At 35.8% G+C, this 22,344-nt stretch carries 21 protein-coding genes; 1 reads left to right on the top strand and 20 read right to left on the bottom strand.

From position 1 onward, the window contains the following. Window positions 1-127 precede the first annotated feature (127 nt). From KO172_RS05490 to KO172_RS05435, 12 genes are all read right to left on the bottom strand, one after another. Window positions 128-1,027 carry a bifunctional riboflavin kinase/FAD synthetase gene (locus KO172_RS05490; RefSeq protein WP_215492508.1) on the bottom strand — a complete coding sequence of 300 codons (900 nt, stop codon included), beginning with the start codon at window positions 1,025-1,027 and terminating at the stop codon, window positions 128-130. Beyond that, window positions 1,014-1,895 (bottom strand): tRNA pseudouridine(55) synthase TruB, encoded by an 882-nt coding sequence (truB, locus tag KO172_RS05485; protein WP_215492507.1) that lies wholly within the window; start codon window positions 1,893-1,895, stop codon window positions 1,014-1,016. The genes KO172_RS05490 and truB overlap by 14 nt, the downstream gene beginning before the upstream one ends. Beyond that, entirely contained in the window at window positions 1,885-2,838 is a 954-nt protein-coding gene (locus tag KO172_RS05480; RefSeq protein WP_215492506.1) for a DHH family phosphoesterase, read from the bottom strand. Before KO172_RS05480 ends, truB begins: the two co-directional genes overlap by 11 nt. After that, entirely contained in the window at window positions 2,828-3,214 is a 387-nt protein-coding gene (gene rbfA / locus KO172_RS05475; protein ID WP_215492505.1) for a 30S ribosome-binding factor RbfA, read from the bottom strand. Before rbfA ends, KO172_RS05480 begins: the two co-directional genes overlap by 11 nt. Before the next feature lie 8 nt (window positions 3,215-3,222). Then, a complete protein-coding gene (gene infB / locus KO172_RS05470; RefSeq protein WP_215492504.1) occupies window positions 3,223-5,472 on the bottom strand; it encodes a translation initiation factor IF-2 in 2,250 nt (749 codons plus the stop codon). Between the two features lie 4 nt (window positions 5,473-5,476). After that, window positions 5,477-5,671: a YlxR family protein gene (locus KO172_RS05465; RefSeq protein WP_251320124.1), complete on the bottom strand. Its 195-nt coding sequence runs from the start codon at window positions 5,669-5,671 to the stop codon at window positions 5,477-5,479. Between the two features lie 52 nt (window positions 5,672-5,723). Next, window positions 5,724-6,854 (bottom strand): transcription termination factor NusA, encoded by a 1,131-nt coding sequence (gene nusA / locus KO172_RS05460; RefSeq protein WP_309557660.1) that lies wholly within the window; start codon window positions 6,852-6,854, stop codon window positions 5,724-5,726. 6 nt (window positions 6,855-6,860) lie between these two features. Further along, complete coding sequence (gene rimP, locus KO172_RS05455) at window positions 6,861-7,310, bottom strand: ribosome maturation factor RimP (RefSeq protein WP_215492501.1); 450 nt, start codon at window positions 7,308-7,310, stop codon at window positions 6,861-6,863. A gap of 109 nt (window positions 7,311-7,419) precedes the next feature. Beyond that, window positions 7,420-8,829 carry a transcription termination factor Rho gene (gene rho, locus KO172_RS05450; RefSeq protein ID WP_215492500.1) on the bottom strand — a complete coding sequence of 470 codons (1,410 nt, stop codon included), beginning with the start codon at window positions 8,827-8,829 and terminating at the stop codon, window positions 7,420-7,422. After that, complete coding sequence (gene glpX, locus KO172_RS05445) at window positions 8,826-9,794, bottom strand: class II fructose-bisphosphatase (protein ID WP_215492499.1); 969 nt, start codon at window positions 9,792-9,794, stop codon at window positions 8,826-8,828. Before glpX ends, rho begins: the two co-directional genes overlap by 4 nt. A 10-nt stretch (window positions 9,795-9,804) precedes the next feature. Beyond that, a complete protein-coding gene (gene fsa / locus KO172_RS05440) occupies window positions 9,805-10,446 on the bottom strand; it encodes a fructose-6-phosphate aldolase (RefSeq protein ID WP_215492498.1) in 642 nt (213 codons plus the stop codon). Between the two features lie 8 nt (window positions 10,447-10,454). After that, on the bottom strand, window positions 10,455-11,252 hold the full coding sequence (locus KO172_RS05435; RefSeq protein ID WP_215492497.1) for a nitroreductase family protein: 798 nt from the start codon (window positions 11,250-11,252) through the stop codon (window positions 10,455-10,457). A 138-nt stretch (window positions 11,253-11,390) separates the two neighbouring features. Here KO172_RS05435 and KO172_RS05430 point away from each other — a divergent pair, with 138 nt between their 5' ends. Beyond that, complete coding sequence (locus KO172_RS05430; RefSeq protein WP_215492496.1) at window positions 11,391-13,199, top strand: ATP-dependent helicase; 1,809 nt, start codon at window positions 11,391-11,393, stop codon at window positions 13,197-13,199. 37 nt (window positions 13,200-13,236) lie between these two features. Here the strand turns inward: KO172_RS05430 and KO172_RS05425 are convergent, their stop codons facing one another. The 8 genes from KO172_RS05425 to KO172_RS05390 all read right to left on the bottom strand — a co-directional run bounded on the left by KO172_RS05425 (window position 13,237) and on the right by KO172_RS05390 (window position 22,222). Then, a complete protein-coding gene (locus tag KO172_RS05425; protein ID WP_215492495.1) occupies window positions 13,237-13,623 on the bottom strand; it encodes an SdpI family protein in 387 nt (128 codons plus the stop codon). A 27-nt stretch (window positions 13,624-13,650) separates the two neighbouring features. Continuing rightward, a complete protein-coding gene (locus tag KO172_RS05420; RefSeq protein ID WP_215492494.1) occupies window positions 13,651-14,529 on the bottom strand; it encodes a hypothetical protein in 879 nt (292 codons plus the stop codon). A gap of 201 nt (window positions 14,530-14,730) precedes the next feature. After that, window positions 14,731-14,937: a hypothetical protein gene (locus KO172_RS05415; protein WP_215492493.1), complete on the bottom strand. Its 207-nt coding sequence runs from the start codon at window positions 14,935-14,937 to the stop codon at window positions 14,731-14,733. After that, window positions 14,937-16,355 (bottom strand): oligopeptide/dipeptide ABC transporter ATP-binding protein, encoded by a 1,419-nt coding sequence (locus KO172_RS05410; protein ID WP_215492492.1) that lies wholly within the window; start codon window positions 16,353-16,355, stop codon window positions 14,937-14,939. Before KO172_RS05410 ends, KO172_RS05415 begins: the two co-directional genes overlap by 1 nt. After that, window positions 16,345-17,340 (bottom strand): ABC transporter ATP-binding protein, encoded by a 996-nt coding sequence (locus KO172_RS05405; protein ID WP_215492491.1) that lies wholly within the window; start codon window positions 17,338-17,340, stop codon window positions 16,345-16,347. The genes KO172_RS05410 and KO172_RS05405 overlap by 11 nt, the downstream gene beginning before the upstream one ends. Window positions 17,341-17,352: 12 nt before the next feature. Next, entirely contained in the window at window positions 17,353-19,179 is a 1,827-nt protein-coding gene (locus KO172_RS05400; protein WP_215492490.1) for an ABC transporter permease subunit, read from the bottom strand. A gap of 9 nt (window positions 19,180-19,188) precedes the next feature. After that, window positions 19,189-20,181, bottom strand: coding sequence for an ABC transporter permease (locus tag KO172_RS05395; RefSeq protein WP_309557658.1), 993 nt, complete (start codon window positions 20,179-20,181; stop codon window positions 19,189-19,191). A 76-nt stretch (window positions 20,182-20,257) separates the two neighbouring features. Further along, a complete protein-coding gene (locus KO172_RS05390; RefSeq protein ID WP_215492488.1) occupies window positions 20,258-22,222 on the bottom strand; it encodes an ABC transporter substrate-binding protein in 1,965 nt (654 codons plus the stop codon). Window positions 22,223-22,344 lie beyond the last annotated feature (122 nt).

Genomic DNA, 22,344 nt, shown 5'->3' with positions numbered 1-22,344 from the left:
TTTATTATCCCCCTTTAATATTATTTGCCTTAGCCAAGTGTATCGACGGGAACGATATACATAGCATAAGGTACCTATATTAGTATATCACGAACTTTAGCTTTTGTAAAGCATTTTATACTCATAATTATAAATAATCTTCAAATTCTTTTGCGAATTCTATATCCTCTTTGATTTGTTTTACTAAGTCACTTTTATCTTCAAAGTTTAACATGTCTCTTATTCTATATATAAAAAATAACCTTACTACGTCATCATATATGTCCTCTTTGAAGTCAAAGATATTGCTCTCTACACTTACAAAGTCCTCATCAAAGCTTAAATTTTTACCAACGCTTGTGATGGATTTATATATCTTGTCTCTAATCTTAATCTTTGTAACGTAGACTCCTTGGTATGGTATGATGTATTCAGTGTTGATATTTAAGTTCGCTGTTGGTATGCCGACTGATGAACCATATCTCTTGCCATGAATGACTCTTGATTTGATTGAGTAGTATCTAGATAAGTCTTTGTTTGCACTCATCACTTCGCCTGATAGTATCATCTTCTTAATATTGCTCGATGAAATTTTTTGCATCTTTTCATCAAGTTCAAAATTTAATACTACAGCGCTCCTGCCGCACTCCTTCATCATCTCTTGAAGAAGTTTAGTATCCCCCAGTTTATCTATACCAAAGCTGTAGTCCTCTCCAGAATATGTTCTTACTGAATCTAGTCTATCTATGAGTATACTCTTAACAAAAACTTTTGGATCCATATTTTTGATTTTATCTGTGAAGTCGAGTATATAAACCGTATCTATACCAAGCTCTTCGAGTATTTTAATCTTATCATCTATGGTAGTTAAGCACTTTTTGTTTTTGAAATCAAGTAATAAGACCGATGACATAAGGCCATCTTTTCTTGCGTCACTTATACAGCTTTTAATAATCTTTAAGTGACCAAGGTGCATTCCATCGAAGTAACCTAGTGCTATATAATTATTTTTACTTGTAAACTCATCATTTAGATTAATTATCCTCATATTTATAAACCTTTTTCATATAAACATTATTTCTATTGTTCTGGTCTTTTTTAACATAACCCACGCCACAAAACTTTTCAGCGCAGTAAACTTTATAGTACTCTTCCTTGTAAGAGTCATTTACATATGAGTTCATACCATTTTGAACTGCCTTAAATCTCTTTTCATTAAGTGTAAGCTTTGGTAGGTTTATGAGCGTATCTACAGACATTAGATCTGTTTCATTTAGCTCATCTATGCATATGGCTTCGTCTATATTTAACGGACCGCTATTGTACCTCATTAGGTAGTCAATATAAGCAATAGTTCCCAAGCTCTGTGCTATATCATAAGCCAAGGTTCTAATATATGTTCCAGTAGAGACCTCGCTCATGACTATGGCGTATTCTTTTTCTTTGTTAAACTTTAATAACCTGTTTTTATATATCTCAACAGTCTTTGCTCTTATGCTCGTATCAACATCTACATTGTCCCTTGCAAGCTTATACATAGGGACGCCATCAATTTTTTTAGCAGAGTACTTTGGAGGAACTTGCTCATACTCGCCCTCCATATCTTCTAAAACTCTTGCTAGGTCACTTCTATCGAAGTCCCAAGACTTTTCTTCTATGATCTCAGACTCGGCATCAAGTGTATCTGTAGTTTTTCCGAAAATTATTCTATAGATATATGCCTTCTTGTCAAAGCCAAGGTAGTCAATAAACTTAGTAGCTTCACCTACTGCTATTGGCAAGACTCCAAAAGCCATTGGATCTAAGGTGCCTACATGACCAGTCTTAGTCTTTAAGATGTACTTTACTTTATTGGTATAGTATCTACTGGACTTGCCCTTTTCTTTGAAAATATTGACTATGCCACTAATTTGCATTGTCTACATATCCTTTCAATCTCTTTACAAGTTCGTCTAGTTTGCCTTTATAAGTTAAGCCCGCAGCGTACTTGTGTCCTCCGCCATCAAAGTCTTCTCCGATATTACCTACATCATACTTGTACTTGCTTCTTAAGGATACTTTATATATGTCCTTGACTTCTTTAATAATCGCTATCATATCGTAATCTTCAAGTCCTTGTAAGAATGCAAGTATATCATCTGTATCTTCTCTAGTAGTATTCGTTTTTTCGAAATCTTCATTGTTTAAAATGACATAAGCAAAGTCTTTATAGAAATTTATTTTATCTATGGCAAGTCTATATAGCTCATAGATGTTCTTGCTCATGCTTCTATAGAGCTTAATGTTTATTTCATTAATATCTATGCCATAGCTCATAAGTTGTGCAAGCTTATGCATAGTTTCAGCTGTAGTTGATGAGTACATAAACCTGCCCGTATCTGTATCAATACCGATGTATATCATAGTTGCAATCTCTTTGTCTAGTGGCAAGTTCAGCTCTTTTATAATGTCAAAAATTATCTCTGATGTTGATGAGTACTCTTCTATGACATAATTTATGCATCCAAAATAGCTGTTGCTCTTGTGATGATCTATGTTTACTACTTTTTTTGCCTTCTTAAACAATTCGCCATCTAAAACCCTTCTCTCATCGGCGCAGTCAAGTACTATAAGTAAGTCAACTGGATTTTGATTCTCTACATAGTACTTTTTCTCTTCGATGAACTGATACTTACTCGGTATATCATCAGGCTTTATTATATTTATACTTTTATCTTTATACTTTTGTATCAATGATAGATATAAGCCAAGCGAAGAGCCTATATTGTCTCCATCAGGTGATCTGTGTGAGACAATATTTATACTTTTTGCTTCTTCAATAGCAAGGCCTATATCTTTTATGCTCATATTATTCTTCATCTTCATCCAACTCTTCATCTTCTACATCGCTTTCAATATTTAATTTGTTTAAAATCTTTTGTATCTCAATACTATATTCAACGCTTTCATCAATTTTAAATCTAAGCTCGGGCACTTGTCTAATCTCTAAGACCTTAGCAAGACGAGATCTAATATATCCCTTAGCGTTTTCTAAGGCATCTAATGTATCTTCCTTAGTTTTCTTGCTACCATATATCGAAAAGTATATAGTTGCCACAGAAGTATCCTTTGATAAATCAACTTTAGATACGCTAGTCATCTTATCAATCCTAGGATCTTTAAGACCTTCGATTAGTAGTTCAGATACAATTCTTTTTATTTCAGCTTGTACTCTATATAACCTTCTCTTGTCCATAAACTCACCTATGCTTTAATTTCTTCTATGATGTAGGCTTCCATTTCGTCGCCTTCCTTGACGTCATTGTATCCGTCAAGTCCTAGACCTGCTTCATATCCTGTAGCAACTTCTTTTGCATCATCTTTGAATCTCTTTAATGATGAGATGCCGCCGTCATGAATAACAACATCGTCTCTTAGAAGTCTTATGCTTGAGTTTCTTGTTATCTTGCCGTTGTCAACATAAATACCAGCAATAGTTTGACCTGAAGGAAGTCTAAATGTTGCTCTTACAGTTGCTCTACCTAAGACAGTTTCCTTAGTCTTTGGTTTAAGCATACCTTTAACAGCATTCTTGATGTCGTCAATTATGTCGTAAATAACCCTATATGTCTTAACTTCGATACTTTCAGAATTAGCTAGGTCCATAGCACCGTTGTTTGGTCTTACGTTGAAGCCTATGATGATGGCGTTTGATGCGCTAGCAAGCATAACGTCAGACTCACTGATTCCGCCCACACCGCTGTGTATAACGCTTACCTTAACTTCTTCGTTTGATAGTTTAGTAAGTGATGAAGCGATGGCTTCGATTGAACCTTTGTTGTCTGCCTTGATGATAACGTTTAAGTCTTTTAGCTCGCCTTCTTTGATTCTGTCAAATAGATTGTCTAAAGAAACTTTTTGTGTAGCTGTTATCATTTCTTCTCTAGCTTTTTCTTTTCTCATCTCAGCAATTGCTCTAGCCTTCTTTTCAGATTCAACTGCATAGAAAAGTTCGCCTGCTTCAGGCACTTCGCTTAGACCCATAATCTTAACTGGTGTACTTGGAGTGGCCTTCATTATGCCTTTACCGTTGTCATCAACCATAAGTCTGATCTTGCCGCAAGATGTTCCTGATACAACATAGTCGCCCTTCTTAAGAGTTCCTTTTTGTACAAGTACAGTTGCTGTTGGACCTTGTCCTTTGTCAAGCTGTGCTTCAATAACAGTACCCATAGCTCTTCTGTTAGGGTTAGCCTTGATATCTTCCATCTCAGCAACTAGTATTATCATCTCTAGTAGTTCATCTATGTTGATTCTCTTCTTCGCAGATACTTCTACTGTGATAGTTGAGCCGCCCCACTTTTCTGGAAGTAGATCATTATCTGCAAGCTCTTGGTATATTCTTTCAATATTTGCTTCTGGTCTATCTATCTTGTTAATTGCTACGATGATAGGTACACCTGCTGCCTTACTGTGCGAGATTGCTTCTTTTGTTTGTGGCATGATACCGTCATCTGCTGCGACTACTATTACAGATATATCTGTAATTTGTGCTCCTCTAGCTCTCATTTGTGTAAAGGCTTCGTGACCTGGTGTATCAAGGAAAACGATCTTTTTGCCTTTAACAGTGATACTGTAGGCACCTATCCTTTGTGTGATACCACCTGCTTCACCTGCTTGCACCTTGCTTTGTCTGATAGCATCAAGTAGTGATGTCTTACCATGGTCAACGTGACCCATAACTGTAACTACTGGTGGTCTAGTAACAAGACTGTCTTCGCTGTCTTCAAAGTCAAGTTCAAGCGCTTCCTCTTCACTTTGAGGAACTTCAAGCTCAACTTTTACGCCGAACTCATCCGCCATAAGTGATGCTGTGTCAAAGTCAACGCTTTGATTTTGATTAAGCATTAAGCCAAGCATGATAAGCTTTGTAATTAGTTGATTTACTCCAACTCCTAGCTTTTCTGCTAAGTCTTTAACCACTATATTCTCTGGTATTAATACTACTTCGTCTTTTGGCTTTTTGGCTTCTTGTTCTTCCTTTTTGGCTTCAGCTTGTTTTTGGTTTTTATTATTGTTGTGCTTGTTATTCTTTTTATTATTCATTGGTGCGTTATTATTTTGATTGTTTTGATTGTTTTGATTGTTTTGATTCTTATTCTTTTTATTATTTTCTCTGTTATTATTTGTATCGTTCTTCTTTGCGCCTTGATTATTTTTAGCTTCTTGTCCATCAGCTTTCTTAGTCTCAGGCTTTACACTTTTCTTTTTTGCTTGTTTATTGTCTCTTACGTTCTCAGTATCTTCTTCTTTTTTATGAATTTTTTTCTTTGGCTTTTCTTTAACTTTAATCTTCTCTTCTTCCAAGAAAAGATCTCTTACCAAATTTGCAGTTTCTTCATCTATACCACTAAGGTGTGTCATTGGTGGTAAATTAAGCTCTTGGAGTTTGTCTAGTAATTCTTTTGTTTCCATATTCAATTCTTTCGCTAACTCGTAAACTCTTGTCTTCATATAATCACTCCTTCTTTACATTTCTAAGCTCCTCTAGGGTTTCATTATCTATATTGCACTTTAAAGACTTCTTAAATAAGTTCTTCTCTAGTGCAGTTTTAATACATTCTTCGTTATTGCATACATATGTTCCGCGTCCTTGCATCCTTTGATTCTTGTCAATAAAAACGCCTTCATCTGTTTTTGCAAGTCTTATCATCTCATACTTGTTGTGAAATGATCTACACGCAACGCATTTTCTCTCAAAAGTATTATGCTTCGTCATCTTTGAATAAATCTATTAAAGAATCATTTAATATCTCTTGATTGTCGCTGTCGTAGTATGGCTCGCTCATTGGGCCAGTGAAGCTGTCTGGATCTTCAGGATGTATGTCTATCTTCCAAGTTGTTAGTCTAGCAGCAAGTCTAACATTTTGTCCTTGCTTACCTATAGCCAAGCTGATTTGTGAGTTTGGTACTATGGCGATAGCTGACTTCTCTTCTTCATTAATTTCGCAGCTAACAACATCTGCTGGCGATAGTGCGTTCTTAATAAATACCTCTGGATTCTCATCGTAGATTATTATATCTATCTTCTCTCCATTAAGCTCTTCAACTATAGAGTTTACTCTTTGGCCCTTTTGTCCAACGCAAGCTCCTAGCGGATCGACACTCTCGTCATTTGTGTAGACAGCAATCTTTGATCTTGAGCCTGCTTCTCTGGATATTGAGTAGATACCTATAAGTCCTTCTGTTATTTCAGGAACTTCAAGCTCGAAAAGTCTTCTAACAAGTAAGGCTTTTGATCTAGATAGAACTATTTGTGGTCCCTTGCTTGTCTTTCTAATTTCAGATATAACAAGCTTTAGTCTGTCTCCCATCTTATATACTTCGTTTGGAATTTGCTCTGTAGGAGGGATTATACCTTCTACCTTGCCCATATCTATGAAGATGTTTTTGTTTGATATTCTTTGTATTTGTCCAGTAATAATTTCGCCTTTTCTCACTATGAACTCGTCGTGAATCTTTTCTCTCTCAGCATCTTTAATTTTTTGTATTACAACTTGTTTAGCTGTTTGAGCAGCGATTCTTCCGTATTCCTTTGGAGCTTCTTCAAAATTTACAGTGTCTCCCACCTTGTACTTTGAACTAATCTTCTTTGCATCTTCAAGCGATATTTCGTTAACATCGTCTTCCACTTCATCAACTACAGTCTTTTGTGAATAAAGTTTAATATCTCCGGTCTCTCTATTGATGTCGACTAAAACATTTTGTTCAGTTTGAAAATTCTTTCTAAAACTAGAAACTAGTGCAGTCTCTAGTGCATCAAAAATAACTTCTTTAGATATACCTTTACTTTTTTCTAATTCATCTAAAGCGTCTATAAACTCTTTGTTCATCATAACCCCCTAAAATTCTATTGCCTGTGTAAGCATCTTTACATCAGACCTCTTTATACTAATAAGTTTTCCATCACAATCAAGTGTGAATGTCTCTAAATCATACTTCTTTAGCACTCCTGTATGCTTTTCTTTGTTCTTAAGTTTTGCATCGAGTTTCATGTCCATATTCCTTCTAAAGTCATCATCTGTTTTGATGGGTCTATCAAGTCCAGGAGACGACACTTCTAAGTAATACTTATCTTTTAATTCGCTTACAACATCAAATATTGGATTTAATCTCTCAGTTACGCTTTGAAGTAGGTCTATATCAAGGCCGTCCTTCTTGTATACGTACACAGATACCGTCATCTCGTCCTTATGTCTTAGTATCTCAAGGTCGACAAGCTCTGCGTTCATATCTTTAAGCACTCCATCTATCTTAAGCTTAAGCTTCTCAATTAAACTTTTATAATTCATATATCTCACCCCTCTTATAAAATAAAGAGTGGCGAGCCACTCTTCAATGCAAAATATTACCTTGTTTATTATATCATATAAGAAGACTATTTTCAAGTCTTTTATAAAATTATTCACTCTTAATAAGTGCTTTGTCTAAACTGTCAACAAGCTCCTTATTAGACGAAGTGTTAGTCATAAACTTACGCAAGAACTCAACAGCATATTCATTGCCATTGTTCTTCATCATCACTCTGAACTTCCTTTGTATGTTTAGAGTCTTTTCATCAAGTAAGAGTTCGTCCTTCCTAGTGCCCGAGTTTAATATGTCGATGGCTGGGAAGAGTCTCATGTTCGATAATTCTCTATCAAGGTAGAGCTCCATGTTGCCAGTGCCTTTGAACTCTTCGTATATAACTTGATCCATCCTTGAGCCTGTATCGATAAGTGCAGTCGCAAGTATGGTTAAGCTGCCAGCGTCTTTAAAGTTTCTCGCAGCTCCGAAGAATTTCTTTGGTCCAAACAAAGCTCCTGGATCCAAGCCGCCCGATAATGACCTGCCAGTCGGTGCTATAGTCATGTTGTATGCTCTTGCAAGTCTTGTGATACTATCAAGAAGTATGACAACATCCTTTTTGTGTTCAACTAACCTCTTGGCTCTTTCAAGCGTCATTTGTGAAACCTTGATATGGTTCTCAAGGTCGTCATCAAAAGTTGAGTATATGATATCGCCATTGATAGATCTCTTTAGGTCTGTAACTTCTTCAGGCCTTTCATCTATAAGCAGAACTATAAGCTTAATCTCTGGATGATTTATGTTAATGGCGTTAGCTATCTTCTTAATAAGTGTAGTCTTACCTGCCTTTGGAGGAGCAACGATAAGGCCTCTTTGTCCCTTGCCTATAGGTGAGATTAGATCTATAAACCTTGTCGATACTTCGTCCTTGGTAGTCTCCAGCTTAATAAGCTTATCTGGATATTCAGGGACTAGCTCATCAAAGTCTGCTCTTTTAAAGCATACATCTAAGCTGTCACCATTAACCTTGTTGATGTAGACTATGGCGTTTCTTGTGTTCTCCTCGTTTGCTTCGTCTTTCTTTCTGACTACTCCTGTAATCTCATCGCCTTGTCTAAGATGAAACTTCTTTATATATGTTGGCGAGACGTAGTAATCATGATCGCTTTGCGAATAATTTTCGCGTCTTAAGAAGCCAAAGCCATCAGGCAATATCTCCAAGATGCCATTAGCAGGAACAGTCTCTATGCCGTCTATGGTATTAGGTGCTGACTTTATGTTCTTTTCGTCCTTTTTATCTTTGCTTGCTTTTTTACTTGATGCGCTCTTGGCCTTTTTAAGAAAATCATCTAAGTCCTTACACGACTGAAAAGCATCCTCATCTTGATTAGTGCGGATGCTCTTTAGTATATATTCAATAAGCTCAAGCTTTTTAAGTTTAGTAAAGTTTTTAAGTCCGTATCTCTTTGCAAAATCTTGCAGCTCTACTAATTTATAATCATCTAAGTGATTATCTACAATCATTTAGCGTACTCCGGTTTTTTATCTAGTATATGAGTTGCTTTAATGAATCTTATAGTGCCTGTCTCAGCTCTTAGTACTAGTGTTTCTGTTTCACATACATTCTTCTTGATAAATTTAACTCCGTCAAGAAGTTCGCCGTGTGATACACCAGTTGCTGAGAAAGCGATTTCATCTCCTTTAACAAGGTCGTCAAGGTGAAGCACTTTGTCAGGGTTGATGCCCATCTTAATGCATCTTTCTCTTTCCTTTTCGTCCTTTGGAAGAAGCTTGCCTTGCATTTCTCCTCCCATACACTTAAGTGCTGCAGCAGCTAGAACCCCTTCAGGTGCACCGCCACTACCAAGTAGCATGTCAACGTTAGTGTCTTCAAAGCAAGTTTGTATAGCTGCGATAACGTCGCCATCGTTTATAAATTTTATTCTAGCGCCATTTGCTCTAAGCTCTTTAACAATAGCATCGTGTCTTGGTCTATTTAACATAACAACAGTAGTTTCCGATACTTCTTTGTTAAGTGCCTTTGCAACTGCTTTTAGGTTTTCTGTAACAGACTTTTCGATGTCAACAACACCCTTTGCCTTTGGTCCAACAGCAATTTTATTCATATACATATCAGGAGCGTGTAGAAGGCATCCTTTAGGTGCAACAGCTACTACCGATATAGCATTTGGCATACCATTGGCGATGGAGTTTGTTCCATCAAGTGGATCAACTGCGATATCAACCTTAAGGGCTCCGTCCTCATGATTACCAATTTTCTCTCCAATATATAACATAGGTGCTTCGTCAATCTCGCCCTCACCTATAACTACAGTACCGTCTATGTCAACAGTATCAAACATCCTTCTCATTGCTTCAACTGCAGCTCCGTCAGCAGCGTTTTTTTCGCCTCTACCTAACCAAGGGGCTGAGCTTAATGCAGCTGCTTCAGTGACTCTTGCTAAGTTCATTACTAAATTTCTATCCATTGTATCTCTCCTATTTTACACTTTCCCAATCCTTCAAGAATTTTTCTATACCACTGTCAGTTAGTGGGTGATGAAGCATTTGCTTGAATACCTTGTATGGAATAGTTGCGATGTCGCATCCAAGTCTTGCGCATTCAACAACATGCATTGAATGTCTTATAGACGCAGCTATGACTTCTGTGTCATAATCGTAGTTTCCAAAGATATCCATGATTTCTTCGATTAAATTAAGTCCATCTGTAGAGATGTCGTCAAGTCTACCTAAGAATGGGCTTACATAGCTTGCTCCTGCCTTTGCAGCAAGAAGTGCTTGTGTTGATGTAAAGATAAGTGTTACATTTGTTTTAATGCCCATAGCGTGAAGTTCTTTAACTGCGATAAGTCCTTCTTCAGTCATTGGCACCTTTATAATGATGTTTTTGTGGATCTTAGCAAGCTCTTTTGCTTCTTCTACCATCTCGTCATGCTTAAGTGAAACAACTTCTGCAGATATAGGTCCATCTACAATACCTGTTATCTCAGTAACAACTTCTTTGAAGTCTCTCTTTTCTTTAGCGATAAGGCTTGGGTTTGTAGTAACTCCGTCTACTACTCCCCACTTAGCAATCTCTTTAATTTCATCAACATTAGCTGTATCAATAAATAGTTTCATAGTTCCTCCTATAGCTTAATCTTTGCTATCAATCTGTAGCCGTCAACTAATTCACCATCGTCAATTAGTTCCCACATGTTATTATCATTTCTCATTAAAAGCATACTTCTTAAGTAGTACATCATAATGCCTGCATCAACATAAGATGGCTTGCCATTATTATCTTCAATATATAATTCAACATAACTTCCCTTGATTACGAATCTCCAAGGTTGACGGTTTGATGTTGATGGTGCAAATCTTGCATAGTAGAATACTTCGTCTAAGCCTAAGTTCTCAAGCATCTCTATGCTCATATGATTTTTTAAGCTGCCGTCAAATACAAGCTCTTCAACAGCTTTTCTTTCAGAATATTGGTCTAGGTCAAATGGGTTTGATGGTTTTTCATAACCGATTGCTAAAACAAAGTCTAAGTTGTTTGCGTACATATCGAAAACTTCTCTTTTCTTGTCTTCAGATGCGCCAAATAGTCCAACCCAGCATGTTGCGATGTCTAAGCTATGTAGCTTTGTAATAAGACTTTCAGTGTAGTAGCTTTGAAGCATCATTGATTTACTAGAATCGTCTGTTCTGTTAATCACTATATAGTGTGGCGACTTAATCATAACGCCTGAGTAACCAGCGATACCATCTAAAGCTTCATAAACTCTCTTGCCGTCCTTAATTAGATTAAAACTTACAGAGCTTTGTCCATCTTCTTTAGAAACTTCGCTGCAAAGTTGTTTTATTTTGATTAAAGTGTCATCGCTTAGATCTTTAAGCTTAAAATCTCTAACTGATTTTCTTGATTTAAGAAAATTATTCATTAACAAAATGTATCTCCCCCTTAAAAAATAATATGTAAAATAAAAATTTGAACTACGCCTATATTATACCACAAGTGTAAGTACTTAGCAAACCTTTATTTTTCTCAAGTTTTGTTATATAATAGCTATGGTGATTAAATGAAATTAAATCCTAATCAGCTCAAAGCATCAAGGCACGATAGTGGACCTGCACTAGTTCTTGCTGTGCCCGGCTCTGGTAAGACTACAGTTATAGTTAACCGCATTAAATACCTTATAAAAGAAAAGGGTGTAAGCCCTTATAAAGTGCTTGCTATAACATTTGCAAAGTCGCAGCAGCTTGACATGCAAAGAAGGATACTAGAGGCGCTTGATGATAATTATTCTAAAGAAGTAAGTGTCTTAACTATACACGCCCTATCTTACAAGATAATTAGAGAGTATGAAAGATATAAGAAAACTAAATACACCTTGCTCGATGTTGAAGATGCGCCAAGGTCGAGAGATATACTAAGAAAGATATATATACAAAAGCTTAAGACTTATCCGAGTGAAGAAGAGATAGATCAAATACAATCCATACTTGGCTACATCAAAAATACCAACGAAGATTATATTGATGCCGATGGACCTTTTGAATACAAGGTCGTTGTGGATGACTTCGAAGCTTATAAGAAGAAAAAACATTTGATTGACTTTGACGATATGTTAATTATGGCGAACGATTTGCTTGAGAAAGACAAACATATAATATCAAAGTTCAAAGACAAGTATGAGTATATACTACTTGATGAAGGTCAAGACACCTCACTTATACAGTTTATGATACTTGATAAGCTTATAAATACTGATAAGAATTTTTTTGTTGTTGCTGATGACGACCAGTCCATATACAAGTTTAGAGGTGCTTGTCCAGAGAGGATACTAAATTTTGAGAAATACTACAAAGGTGCCGAGCTTTATAGGCTCAGCGAAAACTACAGGTCTACTCCAAGCATAATTAATGCGTCTAACAGACTTATAAAAAACAATAAGCTTAGGTATACAAAAGAGCTTAGCACTTCGAGTAGTGACAAGACGCCCGTCAATATAAAGCTCTTTGGCAAAGACCTTGATGAGTACCGCTACATCGCAAAGTATCTAAAGAGTGCAAGTGAAACAGTAGCAATCTTATATAGAAACAACATTTCGCAAATACCTCTTGCAGAGTTTCTTGAGCGCTACCTAATAAGCTTTACATCGTATGATAAGAAGGAGAGGTTCTTCACTCATTGGATTATAGATGACATCTTTGACATATATAATTTCTCGCTCAATATGAACGATGCCGCCCTATTTAGAAAAATTTACTACAAGATCAAGGGCTACCTATCAAAAGATGATATCAATGGGCTTTATGCATTAACAGATATTGATGTTTTGAAAACTCTTTACAGCTCAGAGTCTATACAAAGCTACAAGAAGGACTATATACTGCAGCTAATGAAGGATTTCAAAGCTCTTAGGAAGATGAAGCCATCAAACATCATAGACTATATAGTTAATGATATGAACTACAGAGGCTACTTAAGAAGCAAAGGTAGAGACAAGAGCGAATCCTTTAACAAGCTTCTTACCATGATATATTTCCTAAAAGAGATTGCACTCTACACTAAGAGCATGGATGAGTTAAAACTAAGACTCAACGTGCTAAGAAATAAGATATACAGTCAGAACGAATCCAATGTTATACTATCGACTATACATGGTGCAAAGGGACTAGAATTTGACACCGTCTTTCTTGTGGACATAGTTGATGATGAAATACCCGGTTCAAACAACGCAAGCGATGTAGAGCTTGAAGAAGAAAGAAGGATATTCTACGTTGGAATGACTAGAGCGAAGAAGAATCTAAACATATGCGCTTTTAAAGAAAGAAACAACACTGACTACGAAATAAGCCAATTTATAGAAGAAATTAAAAAATAGACTAAGCATCGACATGATACTTAGTCTATTATATTATCTATTGAAATTGTTTACGTGTTCCGTCACTATTGAAGGCTTTCTTTAGCTTTTGATTGACGCTATATATTGATACAAGCATCGCTAAAGCCTGAACAAGCATTATAACGAGTGCAGCACTGCCTGCAGAGTCCTTATCATCACTGTGCATTACATACATAACAGCAATGCTTATTGGTAGCAAGTATGAGCCAAGTTTAATCCATACCTTTGGGAATAATTCTTGTGCGTAGTTCCAAGTGTCCTTGTTCTTCATAGCAAGCTTTGTTCTAAAGCCAACAGCAATATTTGGCTCTTTGATTGGAAATTTAGCAAATATTTTTCCAATTGCAATAAGTAATAGTGGTACAAACGATACTGATACTAAAAATAGTATTCTATATCCCATCTTAATCGAAGCTCCTTTTAATATATATTACAACAAGATATCATCATTATTAATATCTTCTGTGTTGTCCTTGTCTTTTTTATGTTTTTTGTTCTTAAAGTTTATTTTCTTAGAAGACTTTTTCATTAAGAATAAGTAAGCTAATATCACAAGTATAGCTACTAATACAACTATAAGTATTAATTTTATATAGCTCTTCTTATCTGCTTTTTGAGCTTTAACAGGCTTAAATAGTGATATTTGATCAGTCTTGTATGGCTCGCCTTTCTTAAGGTTCTCAACAGTAAGCTCCATATCTGCAATCTTGTTTTGCTTGATTTGCTCATACACATCGTTTGTATCCAAGATAGCACCATCAAGATCTATACTATTTTTATCCCTATTGTTTAAAAGATCTACTGATATAGCCTTGTTTACTTTGCCTTCGCTTGCAAGTATTAAACTAGGTTTACTTGTCAAATCCAAACTTAAGTATCTTGGACTTGTCATACTCTTTGTTTTTAATAGAGTGATGGCTTCAAGTAGTCCTTCGTCTATATCCGAGTATGTTTCAACTATAAGCCCCTTACTTGATTTAACTAGTCCCGCTTGCATAAATGGACCTATCTTATCTTTAATGATCATAATGGCGTTTCCTTTATCAACAAAGGAATCTTCTAATGTTTTATTTGCGTTGTTAAATAAGTACTCTGTCGATAGATTGTAAACTGGTATAACATAACCAACTAAGTCTTCTCTTTCATCATTTTCATCTTTCATCTTCTTGTTAATAACCAGGTTCAGTCTTTCGATCTCTGCTTCACTTAAAACATAGCCGTTTGGCACATTCACTTTAAGTTCAGCTGCATAGACTGCGTTTGTAAGTAGCAATACTAATATTAAAAATAAACATACTTTCCTTTTCATAAGAAAACCTCCTTTATTATTATTCTTTATTTACCCTTAATCGTGCTAAACTAAACAAGAGCAAAATATTTTGTATATTAATCTCTGCCTTGCTCTAAGTTCATTTATATATATGTATTTGTCAATGTATATATATGATTCTCACACATGGTCAAGAGCTTCTACCATAAAAAAAGCTACGATTACTCGTAGCTTTAATCTTTATCTTGGTCTAGTTAATATTAAAATTATAATCAAAACTATAAAGATCGGGCCGAATACCTTAGCTGCAGCAAGAAACATTGCAGCAATGTCGCCCTTCTCAGTATCTTCATTTTTAGTATCGACTAGATTACCTTTCTCATCATACTTACCTGAAGTTTTCTTGAGCTCTTCAAAGGCACGATCAATTTTCTTTTGAAAAAACATTACTTATCTAAGTTTAGCTTGTGATGACATGCAACAAAGTGTCCAGGTCTTACTTCTTCAAATACTGGTACAACTGTCTTGCATTCTTCAGTAGCATATTTACATCTAGTGTGGAACTTACAGCCCTTAGGTGGATTGATAGGACTTGGTATGTCTCCTTCTAGTATTTGTATTTCTTTCTTAGAGTCAGTAGTTGGTATTGCGCCTAGAAGTGCCTCTGTATATGGATGCACTGGTCTAGCATATAACTCCTTAGAGTCTGCAAACTCAACTATATTACCTAAGTACATTACACCTACCTTATCAGATATATATTTAATAACTGACAAGTCATGTGATATGAATAGATATGTTAGATTTTCTTTTTCTTTTAAATCAATCAATAGGTTTATAATTTGTGATTGAATAGATACGTCAAGTGCTGATACCGCTTCGTCACAAACGATAAAGTCAGGCTTTAATGCAACACTTCTAGCGATACCAATTCTTTGTCTTTGACCGCCAGAGAATTGATGAGGGTATCTGTGTATAAAGTAGTGAGCTAAACCGCAATCTTGCATAACCTTAACAACATAGTCTTGTAGTGCCTTATCCTTTTGTTTGTAGATATCGTGAGCTACTAAACCTTCAGATATAATTTGTCCAACAGTCATACGTGGGTTAAGTGATGAATATGGGTCTTGGAAGATAAGTTGCATATCTTTTCTTAAGTGTCTCATCTCTTCATACTCAAGCTCTGCTAAGTTTACACCAGCATCTCTATATCCTTCTGCTTTTTCGTATTCAGCATGTCCCTTAACATCTTCTCTAAGTGACGCAAGTTTTGCTTCAACATCTTTTAATTCGTTTTCTGCTGATGAATCTTCCTTGCCGTTTTTCTTAGCAAGAAATACTTTGTGGTTAAGTTCTTGCTCCTTCAGTAGTAAAGATTTAACTTCGCTTTCATTGTCATGATATATCAAAGCTCCAGCTATTTGCGCTAAGTCCTTATAAAGAAGTTTATATTGCTTTTCAGCCTCTCTAAGCTTATTAAGCGCTTCTCCCTTTTCCTTGCCTTCAGCAAGTGCTTCATAAGCAGCTGTATCCTTCTCAATCTCAGCTTTAAGCTCTTTAACTTTGTTCTTATGGCTAGCAAAACCATTGATTAGTTTATATACATATTTAGGATTTACTTCCCATCTAGTTCTGCCATAGTAAATAGTTCTACCATCAGTTTGCTTGTATAGTTGTAATAAAGTTCTACCAAAAGTAGATTTACCGCAACCAGACTCTCCTACTAAACCGATAGTTTCACCCTTGTAAATATCCAATGAGATATCATCATTAGCTTTTACATATTTAACTTCCTTACCAACTTTTTGTACTGGGAAGTATTGTTTTAAGTTTTGTATTCTAAATAGTAACTCTCTATTTTCCATCGGATCTTACCCCCTTTTCAGGATAGAAACATCTTACTTCATGATTGTCATCTACCTTAACTAGATCTGGTTGATAGTTGTCACACTTTTCAGTTCTATATTTACATCTAGGCGCAAATTTACAGCCCTTAGGTAAATTTAGTGGGTGCGGAACAGCTCCAGGTATAGCATCTAGCTTCATGCCTTGAGGAGTATCCAATCTTGGTATAGATACCATAAGTCCTTCTGTATATGGATGCATGAATTTACTCTTTCCTTCGAAGATAATATCTCTTGGTGCCTTTTCAACTACTTGACCACAGTACATAACGGCAACGTCATCAGCCATTTGGTTAATAACGCCAAGGTCATGAGTGATAAATAGTATTGAAGTACCAATTCTCTTCTTTAAGTCATTCATTAGTCTAAGTATTTGAGCTTGAATTGTAACGTCAAGAGCAGTTGTTGGTTCGTCAGCTATAAGAAGCTTAGGTACGCAAGCAAGTGCCATAGCGATCATGACTCTTTGTCTCATACCACCTGATAATTGGTGAGGATATTGTTTAGCAACAGTCTCTGGATTTGGAATCTTAACCATGCTAAGCATTTCAACAACTTTTTCAGCTGCTTCTTTCTTGTTCATGCCTTGGTGAATAATGAACGGCTCACTTACTTGTCTTTCCACTGTAAATACAGGGTTAAGTGAAGTCATTGGCTCTTGGAATATAACAGAAACATCATTACCTCTGATATGACCCATCTTGTTCTTAGGTATATCAGTAATATTTTCTCCGTCAAACCAAATTTCACCACTGTCAATATATCCATTACCATCAAGTAGTTTAATGATACTCATGGCAGAAACGCTCTTACCACTACCACTTTCTCCTACTACTCCTAATGTTTTACCTTGTTCTACTGAATAGGAAACGCCATTAACAGCTTTGATTATTCCCTTTTTTGTTGTAAAAAAGGTATGCAAGTCTTTTAATTCTAATAATGCCATTAATCTTACCTCCTATCTTTCAGCTGATCTAGGGTCGATAGCATCTCTTAGGCCATCACCTATTAAGTTAATACAAATTACACAAACACCTAGTATAATAGAAGGGAATACCCATCTCCACCAGTATCTTTGAATAATTATAGAGTTATTAGCACCGTTAAGCATATTACCCCATGTTGGATATGGTGCTGGAACACCAAAGCCTAGGAATGATAGTGATGCTTCCGTAAGCATACTTGATGCGAATGATAGCGTAGCATTAACTATAATTATAGATATAGTGTTTGGTAATATATGTTTAAATATAATGTTCTTTTCTTTAATACCTAGTGATCTTGCAGCAACAACATACTCTTGCTCTCTAATTGAAAGTACTTGAGCACGAACAAGTCTTTGAAGTCCTGTCCAAGATAGTAAACCAAGTATAATCATGATCATAAAGATCTTTTGGTCGGCAGTCATTGTTTGGCCAACAAGTGCTGATAATATCATCGCAAATGGTAGGAATGGTAGTGAACCTATCATTTCAGCAACCCTTTGTAATACGTTATCAACCCAGCCTCCAACGAAGCCTGAAATACCACCAACGATTACGCCGATGATAGTCGAGATTATAACTGCGATAGCACCTATAGTCATAGATTTTCTACCACCGTTAAGAATTCTGTTCCAGATATCTCTGCCTAGGTCATCAGTACCTAATAAGTAACCTTTGTGACCATAGCTATATACCTTTCCAGATTGATCAACAACATGTGTTTGATAGAAACCAGTATAAACTTTATCTACCTTTTTACCTCTAAGTTCTTGAGGCACATTAAGTTGTCCTAATGAGTTAGAACCCCATTCAATGATAGTATCATCATTTAACTTAGCAAGGTATGAATATCTTTGTCCATATATATTCTTAACCTTACCTTGTATATCTTCAGGAACGTCCCACTCACCAGTTGTAGTTGGGTTACCCCACATATAAATCTTGCCTGATTCTCCTACAGCAACGAATGTATTGTATGAAGAAGCAAGGTCAACAACCTTTTCATTTATTTCAGGTACCTTTGATAGACCCGATTCTTGAGCTCCTAAATGTACAACCTTACCATCTTTAGTAATGCCGCAAGCTGTATTAGGATTTGTAGCTATTTTAACAATTTCTCCTTGATAGTCATGGCCTTCTTTGTAGTCATTAATAGACATATTACCCCAAGCGTATGTGTATCCATCGTCATCTAGTGCATAAGACACTTGGTCTGATGCGGCTATATCAATAACTTTAACACCCATTAATTCTGCTGGAGCCTTTGCTTGTTGAAGTCTGTTATTACCCCAACCAAGAACTTTACCATCATCAGTAAGTGCTATTACGTGGTCAGTACCAGCAGCTACTTTAACAATATTTTTTCCAGCCTTTCTTACTTCTTTAGGGACTTTTCTTACGTCAACTTTTTGAGAGATAGCTGTTTTACCCCAAACAAAAATTTTGCCATTCTCATCAACAGCTGCACTGAATGTAGATCCAACACTAAGCGTTTTGATGTTCTTAAGACCGTTTGGTAAAGGAAGTATATCAAAACCTGGAGCAATATTAGACTGTGTTGTTTCAACATAAGATAAGTCTAAAGGATTGAATAAAGGTCCTATTAACACTAATAAGAAAATACCAAAGAAAATAAAAAATGCAGTCATAGCAACCTTGTTAGCAAGAAATACATTAAGTATAGTTCTAAAAGGTGTTTGAATGTCATCTTCTACCATGACGTCTTTTTTCTTTTTCTTGAATAAACTAAATCCTTTTTTCTTTGGAGGTATTTGTTTTGTATCTTTGTTTTCTTTTTCCATTTTAACCTCCTAATTTTCTACTCTAACTCTAGGGTCAACTAAGCCATATGTTAAGTCAGTAACCAAGTTTCCAACTAGAGTTATTATTATATAAAATAGCTGAATTGCAAGCGCTAAGTCATAGTCCTTCTTGTTTAAAGCATCTATGTAGAACTTACCCATACCATTTAAATTAAACATTGTTTCAATAATTAGTGATCCAGAGAATATACTCATAAACCAGCCAACAATTAGTGTAACTACTGGTAAAAGCGCATTTCTCCACGCGTGTGAATAAATTACAGCCTTTTCCTTTAAGCCCTTTGCTCTTGCAGTCTTAATATAATCCATGCCTAAAGCGTCATCCATAGCAGCTCTGACGTATCTTGTCATACCACCAAGTGAACCTACTGTCATGATTATTAGAGGAAGCGTAATGTGCTTTAAGATATCAAGTGTATCCTTAATACCTGTATAGTTCTTTCCTGCAGTTCTCATACCACTAACTGGGAACCACTGTAGTTTAACACTAAATACATAAATGAACATTAGTGCTGTGATAAAAACTGGTATAGAGTAACCTATAACTGTTAATACCTGTGTTACTTGGTCGAAAACTGAATTCTTTTTAACAGCACACGCAATACCTAAAGGTATAGTTATACCTAGACCTAAAATTATTGCAAAAATATTAATAAATATAGTAAGTTTTAAAGGTTCTTTTACAACATTTATAACCTTATCTTTATATACTCTTGAGTCTCCTAAGTCGCCTTGTAACAATCTACCAAGCCATTTACCATATCTCATTATCATAGGATCGTCAAGACCGTATTGTTTTCTTAAGTCTTGATATCTTCTATTGTACTCTTCTGGTTTCAATTGTGCCTTCATTGGTTCAAGCTCTGCTCTTGCAGGGTCTGAAGGTATCATATTGTATAAGAAGAAAAGTAAAATAGACATAACAAAGAATACGAATACCATGTAAAGTATTCTTTTTATAACATATTTTCCCATCATCATCCACCTTATCTGTATTTTTATAGAAGGCAATATTTCTATTGCCTTCCACAAAATAAACTTTAAATTTTAATATTTACTATTCTGTAACCCAAGCATCCATTACTGTTGATGCGAATGGCTTCATTTGAGTATTAACCCAATTCTTTAATTTAGAATTGTAGAAGTCAAAGAATTGGTTAGAGTATAGTGGTAGGTCAGGAAGCATTTCATTCCATCTAGTTACGAATTTAACAAAGTTTTCCTTGAATTTATCTCTTTGATCTGGTGAACATTTAACCATGTCAATAGCTGCTTGCTCTAAGTCTTTATCGAAGATGCGGTTAGTGTTGTAGCCTTGCTTGATTAAATCTTCTTTTGTTGTATATGTTTCTTTTTGATCATAACCAGCTGGGAACTTTGTAGCTAAGTTAAACATGTTATATGTTGGAACAGCATACTTAGCATCTACTGATGCGTCTCTGTATATCCAGTTAAGAAGTTCATCAAAGCTCATTGCGTCTCTTTGAATCTTGATACCTGCTTTTACAAGGTCAGGGTTTTCAGCTAATTTAACAACTAGTAAGTCAGATACGTCATTGTTTTCAGTAGATGCCCATTTGATTTCAAGTGGCATTAACTTACCGTCATCCATCTTTTTGTATCTTGTTCCGTCTCCTTCTATGCCTTTTTCTGGGTCGGCTTCTTGGTATTCAGCGCCTGATTCGTTTAGAGTAAAGCCAGCTTTTTTCAGTAATTCTACAGCCTTAGCTGGGTCATATGGATAAGAATTTAATTTTTCTTCAAGTTCTTTCTTAGTTTCTTGATAGAACCATTGAGCTGTACCAAAAGGTCCGCTAACAACAGAACCGTATCCGCCTGTAAATTGTTTACAGAAATCGTTTCTGTCTAGTAAGTAAGCAAGTGCTTGTCTTACTTCTGCATATTGAGTTGGTCCAACGTCGCAAGAGAATGCAATCTTACCATAACCAGATCTTGGATAATCTGTATGAGCAAAGCCTTCGCCTTCTGTTAAGTCCATACCAGCGTTGATGTCATCACCCTTTGTGATGCCCTTTAATAGGTCAACACCACCAGTTTTTAAGTCGTCAAGTTGAGTTGCTTCTGTAACTTTCTTAATGATAACTTTTTGAATTAGAGGTTTTCTGCCTAATCTATCGCCTTGGAAGTTAGGGTTGATAACCATAGTTATTAATTTTTGTGCTTCATCATAGCTTTCTAACATATAAGGACCGCTTGCTGGAAGAGTCTTTTTATCTCTTGCTGCTTTAACAGCATTCGCATACTCTTCAGTGTTTATATCTTCAACAAAGTAACATCCATCGCCGTCATCTTTAATGTCTACTTTTTTACCTAACCAGAATTCTAGATCTTCTGGACTTGCTGATACAGAAGTTAATTCATAGAAATATGGTGTATTATCAGGATTTATTGTTGCTGAGAAAGTGTAATCATCGATTAGATGAACACCAGCGAATTCTTTCTTTTCTCCCTTACTAAATGCATCATAACCTACTAGGTCCATACCACCTGTGTTTTTACCTTTACAGAAGTCAGGTCCAATAAGTTTTGAGCCCCAAAGTAAGAAGCTAGCAACATAGTCTTTTGCATCGATTTCTTTACCGTCTGCATATTTAAGACCTTTTTTAACAGTGAAAGTGTAAGTCTTTGATCCATCTTCGTTTTCTTTAGTATCATACTTTTCAACGATAGAGTCATCAATTACGAATTCGCCTTCATCTGTTTGATCAACTGTACCATATCCTTGAACTAAACGTCTAGCGTCAGCGTCAGTTGCATTGTTTTGCCATACTCCTGAGAAGTCTCCGCTTGGTTCAGTAATACAACCAATTATTAATTGTCCACTTGGCTCAGTTGGTCTTTCAGCTGTTTCTTCATCTGTAGTTTCTTCGCCATCTGCTGGTGCTTCTGTTTCAGTACCTGTTTCTGCTGGTTCGTCAGTCTTCTTGCCGCATGCGAATGCGAAAGCTGATAATACCATAGATAGTACTAATAAAAACACTAATGTCTTTTTAAGTTTCATTAATATTCCCCCTTAAATTTTTTTCATATAATAACGGCTATATGTTACATATATATTACACTATTTTTTATAAAGTTGCAAGCTTTTTTTAAAATTATTCATAAATACTCTTTAGCTTTTTT

The organism is Fenollaria sporofastidiosus (assembly GCF_943169635.2).
GTDB classification, from domain to species: domain Bacteria; phylum Bacillota; class Clostridia; order Tissierellales; family Peptoniphilaceae; genus Fenollaria; species Fenollaria sporofastidiosus.
The sequence above is the reverse complement of the archived record's forward strand: the minus strand, read 5'-3'. Positions and strand labels throughout refer to the sequence as shown.